At 69.9% G+C, this 15,045-nt stretch carries 11 protein-coding genes and 1 tRNA gene; 5 read left to right on the top strand and 7 right to left on the bottom strand.

The annotated features are described in order from the left end of the window. Positions 1–63 precede the first annotated feature (63 nt). Positions 64–2,559 (top strand): tetratricopeptide repeat protein, encoded by a 2,496-nt coding sequence (locus F4559_RS13295; RefSeq protein WP_184668814.1) that lies wholly within the window; start codon positions 64–66, stop codon positions 2,557–2,559. Here F4559_RS13295 and F4559_RS13290 read toward each other — a convergent pair. Beyond that, positions 2,533–3,234, bottom strand: a complete 702-nt coding sequence (locus tag F4559_RS13290) for a DDE-type integrase/transposase/recombinase (protein ID WP_184668813.1) — start codon at positions 3,232–3,234, stop codon at positions 2,533–2,535. The two genes, F4559_RS13295 and F4559_RS13290, sit on opposite strands and share 27 nt — an antisense overlap. Positions 3,235–3,287: 53 nt before the next feature. After that, positions 3,288–3,596, bottom strand: coding sequence for a transposase (locus tag F4559_RS34350; RefSeq protein WP_221447218.1), 309 nt, complete (start codon positions 3,594–3,596; stop codon positions 3,288–3,290). A gap of 311 nt (positions 3,597–3,907) precedes the next feature. On the opposite strand from F4559_RS34350, the gene F4559_RS13275 reads away from it, so the two are divergent. After that, positions 3,908–5,455, top strand: coding sequence for a serine/threonine protein kinase (locus F4559_RS13275; protein WP_184668812.1), 1,548 nt, complete (start codon positions 3,908–3,910; stop codon positions 5,453–5,455). A gap of 399 nt (positions 5,456–5,854) precedes the next feature. Here F4559_RS13275 and F4559_RS13270 read toward each other — a convergent pair whose 3' ends face one another. The 3 genes from F4559_RS13270 to F4559_RS13260 all read right to left on the bottom strand — a co-directional run bounded on the left by F4559_RS13270 (position 5,855) and on the right by F4559_RS13260 (position 9,998). Continuing rightward, positions 5,855–6,412 carry a DNA-binding protein gene (locus tag F4559_RS13270; protein ID WP_184668810.1) on the bottom strand — a complete coding sequence of 186 codons (558 nt, stop codon included), beginning with the start codon at positions 6,410–6,412 and terminating at the stop codon, positions 5,855–5,857. Positions 6,413–6,515: 103 nt separating this feature from the next. Then, on the bottom strand, positions 6,516–9,275 hold the full coding sequence (locus F4559_RS13265; RefSeq protein ID WP_184668808.1) for an AfsR/SARP family transcriptional regulator: 2,760 nt from the start codon (positions 9,273–9,275) through the stop codon (positions 6,516–6,518). A 192-nt stretch (positions 9,276–9,467) separates the two neighbouring features. Beyond that, positions 9,468–9,998: an RICIN domain-containing protein gene (locus tag F4559_RS13260; RefSeq protein WP_184668806.1), complete on the bottom strand. Its 531-nt coding sequence runs from the start codon at positions 9,996–9,998 to the stop codon at positions 9,468–9,470. Positions 9,999–10,891: 893 nt separating this feature from the next. On the opposite strand from F4559_RS13260, the gene F4559_RS13255 reads away from it, so the two are divergent. The 3 genes from F4559_RS13255 (at position 10,892) to F4559_RS13245 (ending at position 13,530) form a co-directional block, all read left to right on the top strand. Next, positions 10,892–11,287, top strand: a complete 396-nt coding sequence (locus F4559_RS13255) for a DUF6247 family protein (protein ID WP_184668804.1) — start codon at positions 10,892–10,894, stop codon at positions 11,285–11,287. Between the two features lie 32 nt (positions 11,288–11,319). Beyond that, positions 11,320–11,595, top strand: a complete 276-nt coding sequence (locus tag F4559_RS13250) for a hypothetical protein (protein ID WP_184668802.1) — start codon at positions 11,320–11,322, stop codon at positions 11,593–11,595. Between the two features lie 522 nt (positions 11,596–12,117). Continuing rightward, positions 12,118–13,530 carry a recombinase family protein gene (locus tag F4559_RS13245; protein WP_184668801.1) on the top strand — a complete coding sequence of 471 codons (1,413 nt, stop codon included), beginning with the start codon at positions 12,118–12,120 and terminating at the stop codon, positions 13,528–13,530. A 53-nt stretch (positions 13,531–13,583) separates the two neighbouring features. Here the strand turns inward: F4559_RS13245 and F4559_RS13240 are convergent. Continuing rightward, positions 13,584–13,666: transfer RNA gene (locus tag F4559_RS13240), tRNA-Leu, on the bottom strand. Between the two features lie 893 nt (positions 13,667–14,559). Then, positions 14,560–15,030, bottom strand: coding sequence for an Lrp/AsnC family transcriptional regulator (locus F4559_RS36325; protein WP_184668799.1), 471 nt, complete (start codon positions 15,028–15,030; stop codon positions 14,560–14,562). Positions 15,031–15,045 lie beyond the last annotated feature (15 nt).

The following is a 15,045-nucleotide window of genomic DNA, read 5'->3' as shown; positions in this document are numbered from 1 at the left end:
CGGACGACGGCTGCCCCGCATGGACTACGGTCGGACCCTCGCCGACGACGCGGGGGGACCTCGGTGACCGACCTCGGCTTACCCGACCCGACGACCGCCACCGACCTCGACGGGTTGGTGACCTGCCTGCGGCTGCTGAAGGTCTGGGCGGGCGACCCGTCCTACGCCGTGATCACGACCCGGGTCGCCGGGTTGTGGCGCGACCGCGGCGAGGTGCCGCGCCGCAGCACCGTCGCCGACTGCTTCCGCACCGGACGCAGGCGGATGGACGAGGAACTTCTGGCGGCGGTCGTCCACGTGTTGCGACCGGACGCCGGGTACGTCGAGGCATGGCGATCGGCGTTGCGGGCGATGCGCGGCGACGCGGTGCGCGCGGCGATCGTGGCGGCGTACGACGACCTGCCGCCGGACCCGCCCGGTTTCGTAGGCAGGGCGGCGGACCTGGCGATCGTCGAAGCGGGCGCGCCCCTGGTCGTGGTGCACGGCATGGCGGGTGTGGGCAAGACGCGGTTCGCCGTGCACGCCGCCCACCGATTGACGCGCCGCGGGTACGGCCGTGACGTGCGGTTGTTCGTGGACCTGCGCGGGTTCGACCCGGTCGCGCCGCCGGCCGACCCGGCGGCCGTGCTGGGCGAGTTCCTGCGGGCGCTGGGCGTACCCGGCGACCGTGTGCCGCCGGGCCTGGAGGCGCGGGCCGCGCGGTTCCGGGACCTGCTGCGGGGCGCGAGCGCGTTGGTGGTGCTGGACAACGCCGCCGATGCCGCATCGGTGCGACCGCTGCTGCCCGACGGACCGCACTGCGTCGCGCTCGTGACCACCCGACGCAGACCGGACGAACCCGCCGCGGTGCGGGTGGAACTCGACGCGTTCGACGCGGCGGAGTCGCTGGACCTGTTACGCCGCACGGCGGGCGGCCACCGCGTCGACCAGGACCCGGAGACGGCGACGCGGATCACCGAACTGGTCGGTCGGTTGCCGCTGGCGCTGGCGATCGCGGGCAGCCACCTGCGCGACCACCCGGACTGGCCGCTCGTCGACTACCTCGAGTCCCTGACCGGCCTGGCACTGGAGGGGGGAGCACGGGCCGCCCTCGCGTTGTCGGACCGCGGCCTGCCCGCCGACGCCCGCGCCGCGCTGCGCCTGCTCTCGCTGCACCCAGGACCGGACTTCGACGCTCACGCGGCGGCCGCGGTCGCCGGAAGCCCCGAAGTCGGACCGCTGTTGGCAGCGCTGACCGCGGCGCACCTGGTCCAGCGGCGCGGCGACCGCTACGGGCTACACGACCTGGTCCGCGCGTACGGCCGGGAGCGGGCCGCCATCGAGGACCCGCCGAGCCGCACCCGCGCGGCCGTCGGCCGCCTGTTCGACCGCTACCGGTTCGCCGCGCTGGCTGCCGTCGACCTGCTGTACCCGTTCGAGAAGGGCCGCCGGCCCCGACTGGCGGCCGTGACGCCGGACCTCCCGACGCCCGACACCGTCGAGGCGGCCCGTGCGTGGCTGGACGTCGAGCTGCCGAACCTCGTGGCGATCGCCTGCCACGACGCACGCCGGTGGCCCGAGCACACCGCCGACCTGGCCACGATCCTCAACCGCCACCTGGACACCGTGGGCCGGTACGACACGGTCGTGGCGTTGCAGGAGCACGTCCTGGTGGCGGGTCGGGCGCGCGGCAGCAGGCTGGACGAGGGGCACGCCCTGATGAACCTGGGCATCTCGGCCGCGCGGCAGGGCTCGTACGACCGCGCGGGCGCGTACCTGGCACGCGCCGTGGAGGCGTACTGGGACGCCGGTGACGTGGTCGCGGTGGGCCGCGCGCTGGGCAACCTGGCGAACGTGCACACCTTGAAGGGCCGGTACGAGGAATCGCTGTCCTGCCACGAGGAGGCGCTACGGATCGCCCGCGACACGGGTGATCGGCTCAGCGAAGGACGGGTGTCGACCAACGTCGGCCTGGTGAGCCGATACCTGGGCCGGCACGAGGACGCGCTGGTGCACTACGAGCGGTCGTTGGAGATCACGCGCGAAGTGGGCGACCGCACCGGCGAGTGCCTGGCGCTGGACAACATCGGCCACGCGCACCGCCTGCTCGGCCGCGTCGAGGAAGCGGTGCCGCTGCACGTCGAGGCGCTGGCCATCGCACGAGAGGCAGGATTCGGCTACGGAGCGGGATTGGCGTTGGCCAACCTCGGTGCCGCACAGGCCGCACTCGGCCGGCACGACGAGGCGTTGACGTACTACGAGGAGGCATCGGCAGCCCTGGAGGCGACCGGTGACTTCGAACGGATCGGGGTACTCAACGACACCGGCGGCGTGCTGCTGACACTGGGCCGGGCAGCAGAAGCGTTGGCACACCACGAAATGGCACTGGCCGCGGCGGACGACATCGGCGAACGGCGTGAGGCGGCCCGCGCCCTGACCGGAGCCGGGGACGCGCACGCCGCGCTCGGCGCGCCCGAGGAGGCCGTGTCGCACTGGACACGCGCACGCGACCGCTACGCGACAGACCCCGAGGCCGCCGAACTGGACCACCGCCTACGCACCGTTCGCCGTACCGTGTGAACCGTGCTCGATCACGCCGCCGGTTGATGTTGTCCCCGAAGACCGGACACCGGATTTCATGCCACGAGGGCGAGGCCTGGGTCTGCTGCGACCCTGCCCATCGAGCCGGTCGGCCCGTGGCGTCCGAGCGCACGGACGAATTTCCTTGATCGGAACTGGCTGGGATCCGCGGTCGGTGTGGATCACGCCACCGGCGACGTCACCGCGGCGGGCGACGGCGTTGGTGAGCGCGGTGACGGCGAGGCGTGACTTCATCCGGGAGTCGATGGAGTAGCCCACGATCCGGTTGGAGCAGGCGTCCTTGACCGCGCAGAGATACAGTTTCCTTTCTGTGGTGCGATGTTCGGTGATATCGGCCGCCCACAGACGGTTCGGTGCCGTGGCGGTGAAGTCGCACCGGACCAGGTCGTCGTGCACCGGCGGACCGGCTTTCCTGCCGTTGCGGCTGCGTTTCCTGCCGAACGCGCACCACCAGCCCGGCGACGAGCAGATCCGCCACGCTGTGCGGTCGGCCATCGGCCGCCCTGACTGCCGGGCTTCGCCGGCGAGGAACCGATAGCCGAAGGCCGGATCGTCGCGGTGCGCGTCGAACAGCGCGTTCGCCCGATACGCCCGCTCGAGTTCGGTGACGGTGACCGGTTGGGCACGCCACCGGTAGCACGGCTGCCGAGCCATGCCCAGGACCCGGCACGTCACCGCGACGGGAGTCCCGCCCGTGGTCGGCCCGGTCACGAGCGGGTAGAGCCTTTTCCCGGCAGATTCGCCTGCGACAAGTACGCGGTCGCGCGTCGCAGGACCTCGTTCTCCTGCTCCAGCAGCCTGATCCGCTTGCGCGCCTCGCGCAGCTCTGCCGAGTCGTTCCCGCCCACACCTGGTTTGACGCCCTCGTCGGTGTCGGCCTGGCGCAGCGACTTGAACAGCGTCATCGGGTGGACCCCGAAGTCCTTGGCGACCTGCTCGACCGTCACGCCGGGCTCGCGATCACGGGCGACCCGCACGACATCGTCGCGGAACTCCCGGGAATAGGGCTTGGGCACAGCGACATCCTCCCAGCTCGCCATCACGGCAAGCCATCTCAGATGTCACCTACTCGTGCAGCAGACCCGAACCCACTCCGCGGACCTGGCGAGTTCAGCCGCCGCCACGATGTCGGCGGCCTTCTCGGTGAGTGCGTGCAGGAAGTGCAGCACGCAGACCGGTTCCCTGAGCGCCTCGACCGTTGGACCACGCCCTGTGACTTCGACGGCTTCCGTTCGGGAGTTCCAGCCGATGATCCGTCCACGGGTACGGCCCGGCTTCCACGATCGGCGCCTGCCGGCCCGTCCGCGAAATCGGCATAATCGTCTCGGTGGACCGCTGGAGCGGGCGTTGCCTCGTGGGTCGCTACCTTCTCGTGGACCCCCTCGGCGAGGGTGGGGCCGGGTCGGTATGGCGAGTGTGGGATCTCCGGTCCCGACGGTATCTCGCGGTCAAGCTGCTGCGCGCCGCCGACGCCGCGGCGTTGCTGCGGTTCGTCCGGGAGCAGTCGCTGCGGGTCGACCACCCGCACGTGGTGGCGCCGTCGGGGTGGGCGGCGGAGGAGGACGAGGTTCTCCTGACCATGGACCTGGTCGGCGGCGGGGATGTCGAACGCCTGCTGGGCGACTTCGGGAAGCTGCCCCTGACGTTCGCCGCCGCGCTGGTCGATCAACTGCTCGACGCGCTGACGGTCGTGCACGGACACGGCATCGTGCACCGCGACATCAAACCCGCCAACCTGCTGCTCGAACCCACCGGCACCGGACGGCCGTTCCTGCGGCTGGCAGACTTCGGTATCGCGGCGGTGATCGGCGAACCACGGCTGACCGATGATCGCATCGCAGTGGGCACCCGTGGCTACATCGCGCCGGAATGCGTACTCGGTGCCCTGCCGGACGTGCGCCAGGACCTTTACGCCGTCGGCGTACTCACCTGCCGCCTGTTGACGGGGCAACCGCCCTCGACGGAGGCGTTCGACGACCTGCCGCAGTCGTTGCGCCCGCTGGTGTCGGCGCTGTGCGCCGAATCTCCGGACGATCGGCCCGCGTCCGCGTCGGCCGCGCGTAAGGATTGGCTCGCCGCAATGGACCTCGCCGGGTCGGAACCGCTCGACCCTGCGGATCCGCACCCGGTTGAGGTCTTCGAGCACCTGGACCCGCTGCCGCCGGGCTACGGGCCGGACGGGCCGGTCACGGTCGCCGCCTCCGACGAGATGGCCGCCGACGCACAGCCGTCCCGCGCGCGCCCGACCCGCAGGAGGGTGGCCGTGACTGCAGGTTGCCTCGCGGTGGCCGCAGGGATCGTCACCCCGATCACGATGTCCACGATGGATGTTTCCGGGAAGGCGGTCGCGCCGACATCCGGCCCCGTGGCGACGCGCGACGGCAGCCCGCCCTTCGTAGCCGCGCCCCCGGGAACGAACCTGCTGCCCGATCCCGGAGCCGAGGCGTACCCGCCGAACTGGACCGCGTTCGGCTCCGGGGTGGTAGGTCAGGACGACATCCGCCGTACAGGGTCGAAGTCCCTTCGGGTCACCACAACGGCGACCGGGGCGAACAGCGCTGGTGCCACGACGAGATCCGACTCGTCGCGCACCGCGGAGGGCACGACCTACCGGGCCGAGTGCTGGGTCCGGTCGTCCGGCAGGATCGGCGTCTTTCTCCAGGTCCAGGAGTACACGCCCGATTGGCAGCGGGTCGGGGAACCCGTCCCGTCCGCGAAGACCGCCCTCGACGACCCGGGACGCTGGTTCCCGGTCTCCGTCACCTACACGGCCACGCGCGGCGGCAACCTGTTGCCCATCACCGTGTTCTCGAACAACCTGCGGGCGGGCGGCGACGCGTTGCTGGTCGACGACTGCTCGTTGACCACCGGCTGACGCGTACCGGCGCCTTCTCTACATCGACCACCCTTCGCGATGCTCGAGTGGAACGAATCCCGGCGCGCCGTAACGTGCCGGGATGTCCGCACGGAGCCACTTGATCCCGTCCAGTGCGTCGCCGACCGGGCGGTGGCGAACTCCGCCCGTCGACCTGCCCATCCCTGCCGCACCTGCCCCACGACCGGCCTCTCTCGCCCCTTGGCCGCCGATCCGACATCCCGCCATGACCTTCCCCTTCGCGCCTTTGGGCGACTCTGCTCGTCGAGTCGAACTCTTCGCTGTAACTTCCCTACAGCAAAGTTAGCACGTTTCGATAGTAAACACCTCGGCCAACGGGGTGAGGTCGGAACGGCGAGTCCTGTACGGAGCGGCATCGTCCCGAAGGACGGCCGCGACCTACATCTGGTCGACGTTGGCGGCGTAGTGCTCCACGGCATCGCCGGTCCGACCCGCGCCGTACACGCGCAGCACGGCCGCGATGTCCGGGTGCCTGGCCTCGATCATCGAGGCGGCGTCGAGCAGTTCCTCGGCACCCGCCACCGCCCGCAGCAAAGACTGAACTGCCCGTGCCGCGGCGCGCGCGGAGGGCGTGCCTCCGGTCTGCACGCCCTTCGTCACGACGGCACCCTGACCGGCTATGTCGGCCAGCCGTGCCTCGACATCCGCGGCGGGCACCTCCCCTGAGGTGACCTTGAAGCCCAGGTCGACGAGGGATTGCAGACGCTGGACCGCCATCGGGTTGCCGATCTTCACTCGTCGCCCGCTCGCGAGTTGCGAGATCATGGGCGCGGACAGGCCGAGCAGTCCGCCGATCCGGGCCTGCGTCAGTCCGAGTTGTGTGCCCAACCGGCCGAAGAGCACCCCGAGCGATTCCCCGTAGACCGTGGCCTGCTGCTCGCGGTTGCGGTCGAGGACGACGGTGGGGTCCGGATCGCCGTCACCTTCGTGTGCCATGTCGACCCCTCACTCTCAGCCGCTTCACTCACTTCACGCGATATTCACTAACGTGAAGTGAATGCTAACACCTTCGACTCGCCGAATCGAGGCCACCGTCGGTTCAGTCGTCCTCGGACGAGGCCGCGCGGCCGGGTCGACGCAGTGCGTCGAGTGCCTCGAGTTGGCGGCGCACCCTGTCGGCGTCGCCATCGCGCCGTTGACTCCGGTACAGCTCCGACGCGTCCTGCCACACCGCCCGTGCGTCATCGGTTCGCCCGAGTGCGAGGTAGGGGTGACCGAGGCTGTCGAGAGTGTTGGCGACCTCGTAGAGGTAGCCGAGCGCGCGGAAAAGGTCGACGGCCCTGGTGTAGTACCCGACCGCTTCGTCGTGCCGTCCGGTCTGCTGGGCGATGTAGCCCAGGCTGTCGGAGGCGTTCGCCTCGCCGGTGGGGTTGCCGTGTTCGCGGTGCAGCACGAGGGATTCCCTGCAGTGCCGGTCGGCCGTGTCGTAGTCGCCCGCCTTGGCGGCGTACCACCCCGCCGAGTTGAGCGCACGGGCCTCGCCGACCGGGCGGTCGAGCCCACGGTGCAGGTCCAGCGCGAGCCGGGCATGCTCCAACGCCCGACGCAGGTCGCCACGTCGCTCCCAGATCCACGGCAGATGCCGATGCGTGAGCGCCTGTTGGGTCAGGTCGTCTCCCGCCAGCGACAACGCCTCGTACAGGTGGGATGTGGCTTCCACGTAACGTCCCAGCCTGCCGTAGGCGGTGCCGAGCACCCGATGGGCGACGACGCCGGCGACCGGGTCGGAAGCGTGTGCCACCGCGTCCACCGCCGCCTGCCAAACCGCTAGCTCGTCATGGCGATAGCCCCGCCGGGTGTGGAAGGTGGTAAGCGTCCAAGCGAGTTGCCACACGATGTCGTGCCACCCGTGCGCGACGGCCGTGCGCTGCGCCGCGAGCAGGTCCGCGTGCTCGGCGTCGAACCAGGCCATCGCCGACGTGTGGTCGGGCAGTGGAAGCGGTCGGACGCCGGACTCGGGCGGTGTCAGCCGGATCGGCTCGGCATGGGGGTCGAGGAGCCGGTCGGCGGCGTGGGCCGTGTGCAGGTAGTAGCCCACCACTCTGCGCAGTGCCGGTTCGGCCGACTCCGGATCGACCGTCGCCGCGTAGTCGCGGACCAGGTCGTGCATGGCAAAACGACCTCCCGGACGCCGCTCCAGCAGCGACGCGCTCACGAGGGAGCCCAGCGCCGCACGGGTCGCCGCACGCGACAACCCGGAGAGGGCGACCGCAGCCGGCAGTCCGATGTCGGGTCCCGGCGCGGTGCCCATCCACCCGAACACAGCCCGTTGTTCCGCGCTCAAACCCCTGAGGGACCAGGAGAGCACCGTGGGAAGGCTCGCGGCGGGATCCTCGTCGTCCAGCACTTCCAGACCCAAGTCGCGCAGTTCGTCGGCGAACTCCGCCAGCGGAATCGCGGGGTGGGTCGAAGCCCGCCGTGCCACGATCGACAACGCGAGCGGGTGGCCGCCGCACAACCCGATCAGGTCGTCAGCCGGCTCGGGTTCCGCGTCCACCCGTGCCCGGCCCAGGCGGCCGGTCAGCGCGGAGCGCGCCTCGTCGCGGGACAGGACGTCCAGACGCAAATGGCGAACGCCGTACCGGTCGACCAGGGAGCCGAGTTCACGGCGGCCGGTGATGAGCACAGTGCACGTGCCCGTGCCCGGCAGCAAAGGCACGACCTGGTCGGAAGTGGCCGCGTTGTCCAGCACGACCAGAATCCGCCGGTCCGCGACCAGACTGCGGAACAAGGCCGCGAGGCCGTCGAGGTCGTCGGCATCGTGATCGACGACGCCGAGCGCCGTGACGAACCCGCGCAGCGCATCCCGGGCCGCCAGGGGTTCACCCGCCGGACTGAACCCTCTCAGGTCGACGAACAGGTGACCGTCGGGGAACCGGTCCGCGTGGCGGTGCGCCCAGTGCAGAGCCAGCGAGGTCTTCCCGATGCCTCCGGCTCCGACCAGCGCGAAAAGCCCGGCCTCCGTTCCGGTCAGCACGCCCGACTCGTCGGCACGGCCGACGAAGTGCGGCGGTGGCGGCGGTAGCTGCCGCGGCACCGGCCGACGGGACAGGGCCCCGACGGTCAACGTGACATCGGCGGTGAGGATGCGCCGGTGCACGGCCCGCAGATCCGGACCCGGATCCGCACCCAGTTCGTCGGCGAGGCGCTCGCGCATCGCGCCGTAGTGCGCCAAGGCGTCGGCCTGCCGGCCGTTCCGGTAGAGCGCCACGAGGTACTGGGCGGCGAGCCGCTCGTCCAAGGGGTGCTCGCGGACGCGGACGGCCAAGCCGGGCAGGATTTCCGCGTGCCGTCCGACACGCAGGGCCAGATCCGTGCGCTCCAACTCCGCCGCCCAGCGTTCCTGGAGCAAGGAGGCCCGCATCGAGTCGATCCAGTCCGTGTCCAACCCGGTGAACGGCTCACCGCGCCACAGCGCCATCGCCTCCTCCACCGCGGCGACGCCGGTCGCCGGGTCCGCCGCGTCGCGGCCCCTGGCCACCAGCCGGCGGAACCGGTGCAGGTCCACCGTGTCGGGTGGGACCACTAGCTCCCAGCCTCCGCTGCGCCGCGCTATCGAGGTGTGCGCGAACCCGTCGAGCGCACGCCGCAGACGCGACAGGTAGCTGTGCAGGGTCTCGCGCCACCGCTGGGGAATCCGCTCTCCCCACACCCGGTCCAGCAACCGGTCGGCGCCCACGACCTGGTTGGCGTCCACCACGAGCGCGGCCAGGACGCATCGCTGCCGAGGATGCCCCAGGTCGACCCGGCCGGACCCCGTCCACGCTTCGACCGCGCCGAGAACCCGCAACTCTCCCATCGTCGACCCTCCGACGGACGACGGAACGTTCCAGGTCCAGCGATAACACGACGAAGGACCGTTTCCCCGCGATCACGACCCCGCCCACCCGATCGGCTTCGGCCTCACGGGCACGCCGCGGTCGCCTTTGCCCACGGCAGGGTGGCTCCGGGCCCGTGGGCCCGGAGCCACCCTGCCGTGATGGCATCAATACTAGCGCTGATCGGGGTAGGCGTTGTCACACCGCCAGCCGAAGACCTCGCGGTCGTTGTGCGCGGCCAGGCAGTTTCCGTGGTGGCTCTTGTTCTCGTACTGGTAGCCGCCGGTCTTCACGTGCTTGTACCACCGCTGATCCGTGTACGAGGCGGTGCAGGTGTGGGTGAAGACGTGCCCGTTGGCGTGCATCGCCAGGCACTTGCCGCTCGCGGCGTTCACCAACTGGCCCTTGCCGTTCAACGTCCACCGCTGGTCCTTGTACGAGCTGTTGCACTCCCACATGAACACCTTGGGGTGGCGGTTGGCCAGGCACCAGTTGCCTGGCAGCCCCCTGTTGTGCAGTTGCGACAGGGTGGCGACACCGACCGAGCCCTGCTCGCCGGAGTCCGCGCGGTCGGACGAACCGAGCACCGCGACGGACGTGACCACGGCGTCGGTCGGCGACGCGATCTGCGCCTGGGCCGGCGCGGCCGACAGCAGTACCGCGAGCGATCCCGCTGCGGCGGCCACGATTACACGCATACTCATCCCTGATTCCCCTTGACCTGGAAGGTTTCCGGTGGGCGGTCGACCGGATCGGAACCCGTGGCTTCACCGGGATTCCAGCGCCCGCTCGACCGACGCTGTCGATGGTCGGGAATCGGCCCTGGGAACACCTTGCGAACAACCTTGCGGCGGATTCGGCCACACCCAGAAGGTCGCCGACACACTGGAGGACGTCGGTCCCAGGCGCGACGCCCCGAACCAACAGTCACGGGCGCGTGGGACTTGAAACGAAGCACGGCCCCACCGGCGACTGGGCTGTGACGCCGACTTCGACCGTGTCCGGGCGGCGAGGCGTTGTTCTCAGCATCCTCGTAGAGGAAGTTTCCGCTGCGGATGCCCGCCCACCGGGGTGCCCATCAGGCTTACCGCGACATCACATTCGCGTCGCCGCACGCGCCCGCCCGCCGATATCGAGCGGTTTGGTTCCATTGATTTCGGCTGCCGCACCGGGTGTGTCACAGCCACCGCTCTACGAGGTTCCGGGGAGTGTCTTGTGGCATGTACCAGAGCTCGGCCTTGGCGTCCTACCGAGCTTTCGCGATCCTCTTGGCCTCGTCTTTCTCCTCGAACGGCATGTTCGCGACGCGTCCGAAGGGTGCCGGGACGACGCCTGTGGACGACCGGAGGTGTTCACCACGATCGTCTACGTGCTGCGCGATTCAATCGGAACGAGTGACCGAGAAAATTCGACGAAGAACTGAGGTGTGAAGTCGACAGTGTCGGTGTCCTCATTTCCCGACGTCTATGGTTCGAGTGGAAAGAGGTTTGCCCGCCGCAGTTCCCATTGAGCTGTGGCCAACAAGACGCAGGCGTCGACTCTCTGCCGTTACGCTGCGCAACCGGCAGACGTGTCGATGTGGGCTAGGATGCGAGGCGTGAGTTTCCCGGCTGCGCATCCACACGAGCCTGGCCGACCTCCCGGCAAGGGGTTGGACGAGGACGGGCTCGATGCCGCGCCCGAGTGGGTGGGCGATGTCGAGGCGGCATCGCTGTTCGGGTCGCCCGAGGCGATCCGGGATGCGCTCCTGCCCGAGCACGCGGTCGAGTTCGACGCGGCATTCGACACCGCGCTGACGGCGGCCCGCCGTACCCTGCGGTTGGACCGGCTGCGAGAGACGTTGCAGGTGTGGAGGCGGATCGCCCTGCTCACAAGGCAGGATCCCGCTGCAGCAGGCCGCCTGGTTGCCGCGACCTCCGAGATACGCCGTGCCCGTGCGGCGCGTCCGGGTACCGTCTCGTGGGCTTCGCTCCGCGAAGAACTGGGGCGATAGCGACTGTCCGTCGAGCGACAGTCGACTCGATCATGACCTATTCCCTCGACATCGATCCTGACGCGCAGGATCAGATCCGCGCGCTTCCTCCCGTAGCGTTGGATGCCCTGGCGGAGGCGTTCGAAGTGCTGTCCCTCGTCCCGGAACGAGGCCGTCCTCTCAACCCGGACAACCCCGACGGAGGCCTGTTCCAGTTGACCTTCGGTGACGGGCGCGGTCTGATCACCTACCTGCTGCTCACCTTCCAGGATCGTGTCGATGTCTTGGTCGTGACGTGGGTGTCCTTCGAACACCCACCAGGCATCTGACGCACTTCCGACTCGACGTGGGTCGGTCGGAAGAACAGGACGTTGGCGCCCAAGCACGCGGCGACGACGGGTACGTCGACCGGCAGCGTCCCCCTGGGGCGGCTGCTTTCCGCCGGCCGGTGGACATCCCGGTCGGCGCGTGCTTGGCGGGCCTGATGGCAACAGCGACACACCGAGGTGACGAGGGTGTCGGGCCTCCGCAGCACGCTGATCGCGTGTCCAGGTATCCGAATTCGGGTCTGCCCCCTCCTGCACCCCACCCTGCCAAGGTCATGCATCAGGTCAGGCGCTTGGGCACCGAGTGCGACCCGTGGTTCCCGCCGGTGCTGGTCGTGGTGCCGGAGAGAGACTTCCTTCCAACCAGGCTGTCCACCGGCCACCTTCTCCGGTCAAAGCACGACCTTCTGCCGTTCGAGTGAGGCTGCTGCGCTGTTCGGATGTCCGCACGGCACGGCGGCATCACGTCCGTCGGCTGCCGGAGTCCACGCCACGACCCGATCCCCTCCCCCGGCAGGTGGCCCGATGGCAGCGAAGACCGACGACGACCAGGCGTTGTTCGACGAGTGGCTCCGTTCGGAGCGGGACAAGGCAGAGCGCGGGAAGTCCCAGGATCCGTACGTCCACCTCGGGCTGCGGTTCGCCTTCTACGGGCGCACGTCGACCACTCGGCACCAGGACGCGAGGTCCTCGCGGGCCTGGCAGCTCGACGTGGCCTGGCGGGTGGTGGACGGGCACGGGACGATCGTCGAGTCGTTCTTCGACGAGGGGTGTTCGCGGTTGCGGTCGTGGGACCGGCGGCCCGAGGCGGCCCGACTGTTGGCGGCGTTGGCCGATCCCGCACGCCGGATCGAGGCCGTCGTGCTCGGCGAGTTCGAGCGGGGGTTCGCGGGCCGGCAGATCTGGCAGGTCGCGAAGGTCCTGACGGAGCACGACGTCCGGTTGTGGTTGCCGGAGACCGACGGGCCGGTGGACTTCGACGATCCGGAGCACCGCAACCTGATGCGGACGTTGGCCGCGCAGTCGCAGCGCGAGGCCATCCGCAGCCGCACCCGGTCGTTGGAGGCGATGCGGGCCCAGACCCGCGAGCAGGGGCGGTACCTGGGCGGTCGGGCGCCGTACGGGTACCGGCTAGTGGACGGGGGTCCGCATCCCAACCGGGCGCACGCGAAATGGGGGCGGCGCCTGCAGCGCCTGGAGCCCGACCCCGCCACGGCACCGCACGTGACGTGGATCTTCGAGCAGCGGGTCGCCGGGCGGAGCCTGGCCGGGATCGCGCGGGCGCTCAACGAACGCGGCGTCCCCTCACCATCCCAAGTGGACAGAGACCGGAATCGGCATCGCGTCGGAAGTGTCTGGGCGGTGCCGACGGTGGCGGCGATCCTCGGCAATCCCCGGTACACGGGCCGGCAGGTGTGGAACCGGGTGACCAACGACCGGGAGAACACGCCGCTCACCTCCAAGCGTGCCGCGCAGCGTCCGAACGCGATCGACCGGTGGGCGGTCTCGGCGTCGCTCGCCCACACCCCGCTGGTGGGCACCAGGGTGTTCACCGCGGCGCAGAAGGTCCGGGCGGCCCGGCCCACAGGCGACGGCGGTGGACGGACCTACCTGTTGAGCGGGTTGGCGGTCTGCGGGATCTGCGGGCGGCGGATGGACTCGCACTGGGTGCACGGTCGGGCGGGCTACCGGTGTCGGCACGGGCGCACCAGTGCGAGCGCGCCCGATCCGGCGGCGGACAGGATGCTGTACTGGCGTGAGGACGTGCTGCTGACGCGGCTCGCGACCGCGTTGGCTTCGCATCGGGGCGACGAGGTCGCGGCGCGCGATGTGCCGGGTCTTCTCCGGGAGTCGGGTCGGAGCGTCGTCTGCCACCGGGAGACCGCGGAGTGGGATGCGCGCCCCGTGGGAAAAAGCCCAGTTCAGACCGGGTCTTGACATGACACGAGCCCGGCATGTTACGATCATGCCGGGCTCGTGTGGTAATTCTATGTCCGAGGGGGGACTTGAACCCCCACCCCCTTTCGGGGACTAGCACCTCAAGCTAGCGCGTCTGCCATTCCGCCACCCGGACCCTCGGCTTGCGCCGTGGTGTGTGCATAGATTACATGATCGTTGTCCGCCGCCAAAATCCGGGGCAGAAGTTGGGCGTTTTTCCTGGTCAAGGCCCTGTTGCCGGCCGTCGCCATCGCGATGCCGTTCCGCTGGGGCGGGCGGCGGGTGAGGTCGCGGTTCTGAGGTGCGAACAGCGACTCAACGGCGGCCTTCGACTCTTTCAGCCACGTGGACGCACACGGTCGTCTTCGCCATCGTGCGGCCCCGTCCACACCGATGACCACCCGACCACGTGAACACAACGGCCACCGCACTCTCATACCGAGAGACGAATCAGCCGCTCTCCTCGCACACTGCAAACGCGATCGAGGCTCTCCGCACGGCTCCCGGCAAGATCCCTGCCGAGGCGCCGGAGTCCGCACGACACACGAACTCGCTGGCGACCCGCAAGCCAAGCGGATCACGGACCGCCCGCGGCGGGCATCCGACGCGGCCACAGAGCAGAAGCGGGTCAACATTCACGCGCGCGCTGCGCGCCCGCCGACGAGCGGAAGCCCCCGACGGGCCCGACAACTTCTCACCTCGACTGCCCAGCCGGGACGACTCACCCCATAACCGCAGCGGCGCCGTGCCAATGCGACCAAGCCGTGTCACATCTCCAAGCACGCCTTCGCTTCTGTCTCCTCGGGAATTGATCCGCCTGCACAGCGGACGCAGCCGGAGTCGAGGAACGGCGACTTCCACGGTGCGTGTCCGCCGCTGACTGCTCGTCACCCCCGCCCGCTCCCGGATCTGGTCGATGACGGCGAGTCCGTCGTCCGCGCCGTCTTCGTCACCCACGTCGGGGTGGGAACGGGCTCCAAGCTTGTGATCCAGCCGGCATCACACCGGCTCCCAGCCTTGGAACACGCGTCAGGCGTGGTCTTCGGCGGGTGGCAGGGTGCGGCCGTCTACGGGACTGGAGAAGACGATGTTGGTGGTGAGATGGCCGAAGGTGACGAGTCTGCCGGTCAGCTCTTCCAGGTCGGGCATTGATCGGGCCAGGACCTTCAGCAGGTAGCAGTCGTCGCCGGTGAGGTGGTGCGCCTCGGTGATCGTGGGCGTGGTCTGGAGCAACTCGCGGAACGGGTTGGCGACGCCGGTCGTGAGACGGACGCGGATGAACGCGGTCAGCGGGTAGCCGAGGGCGGCGGGGTCGACGACGGCCCGGTAGCCCTGGATGACGCCCTGGTCGGTCAGGCGTCGTACCCGGTCGGCGGTGGACGAGGCCGACATGTTGATCGCTCGCGCGAGGTCTGCGGTGCTCATCCGCCCGTCCTGTTGCAGGAGTTGGAGGATGAGGTCGTCGGTCGCATCGATCGTCGGCCGCTGATCCGAAGGCACAGGGGCGAATATACC

The sequence above is a fragment of the Saccharothrix violaceirubra genome, assembly GCF_014203755.1.
Classification (GTDB): domain Bacteria; phylum Actinomycetota; class Actinomycetes; order Mycobacteriales; family Pseudonocardiaceae; genus Actinosynnema; species Actinosynnema violaceirubrum.
Note: the sequence above shows the minus strand (reverse complement) of the source record. Positions and strands in the feature narration are given on the sequence as shown.

Coding starts and splice junctions, on each gene's coding strand:
- F4559_RS13245 (WP_184668801.1), top strand. CDS start 12,118: ATGGCAGCGAAGACCGACGACGACCAGGCGTTGTTCGACGAGTGGCTC.
- F4559_RS13265 (WP_184668808.1), bottom strand. CDS start 9,275: ATGGGAGAGTTGCGGGTTCTCGGCGCGGTCGAAGCGTGGACGGGGTCC.
- F4559_RS13270 (WP_184668810.1), bottom strand. CDS start 6,412: ATGGCACACGAAGGTGACGGCGATCCGGACCCCACCGTCGTCCTCGAC.
- F4559_RS13250 (WP_184668802.1), top strand. CDS start 11,320: ATGACCTATTCCCTCGACATCGATCCTGACGCGCAGGATCAGATCCGC.
- F4559_RS13260 (WP_184668806.1), bottom strand. CDS start 9,998: ATGAGTATGCGTGTAATCGTGGCCGCCGCAGCGGGATCGCTCGCGGTA.
- F4559_RS13290 (WP_184668813.1), bottom strand. CDS start 3,234: ATGGCTCGGCAGCCGTGCTACCGGTGGCGTGCCCAACCGGTCACCGTC.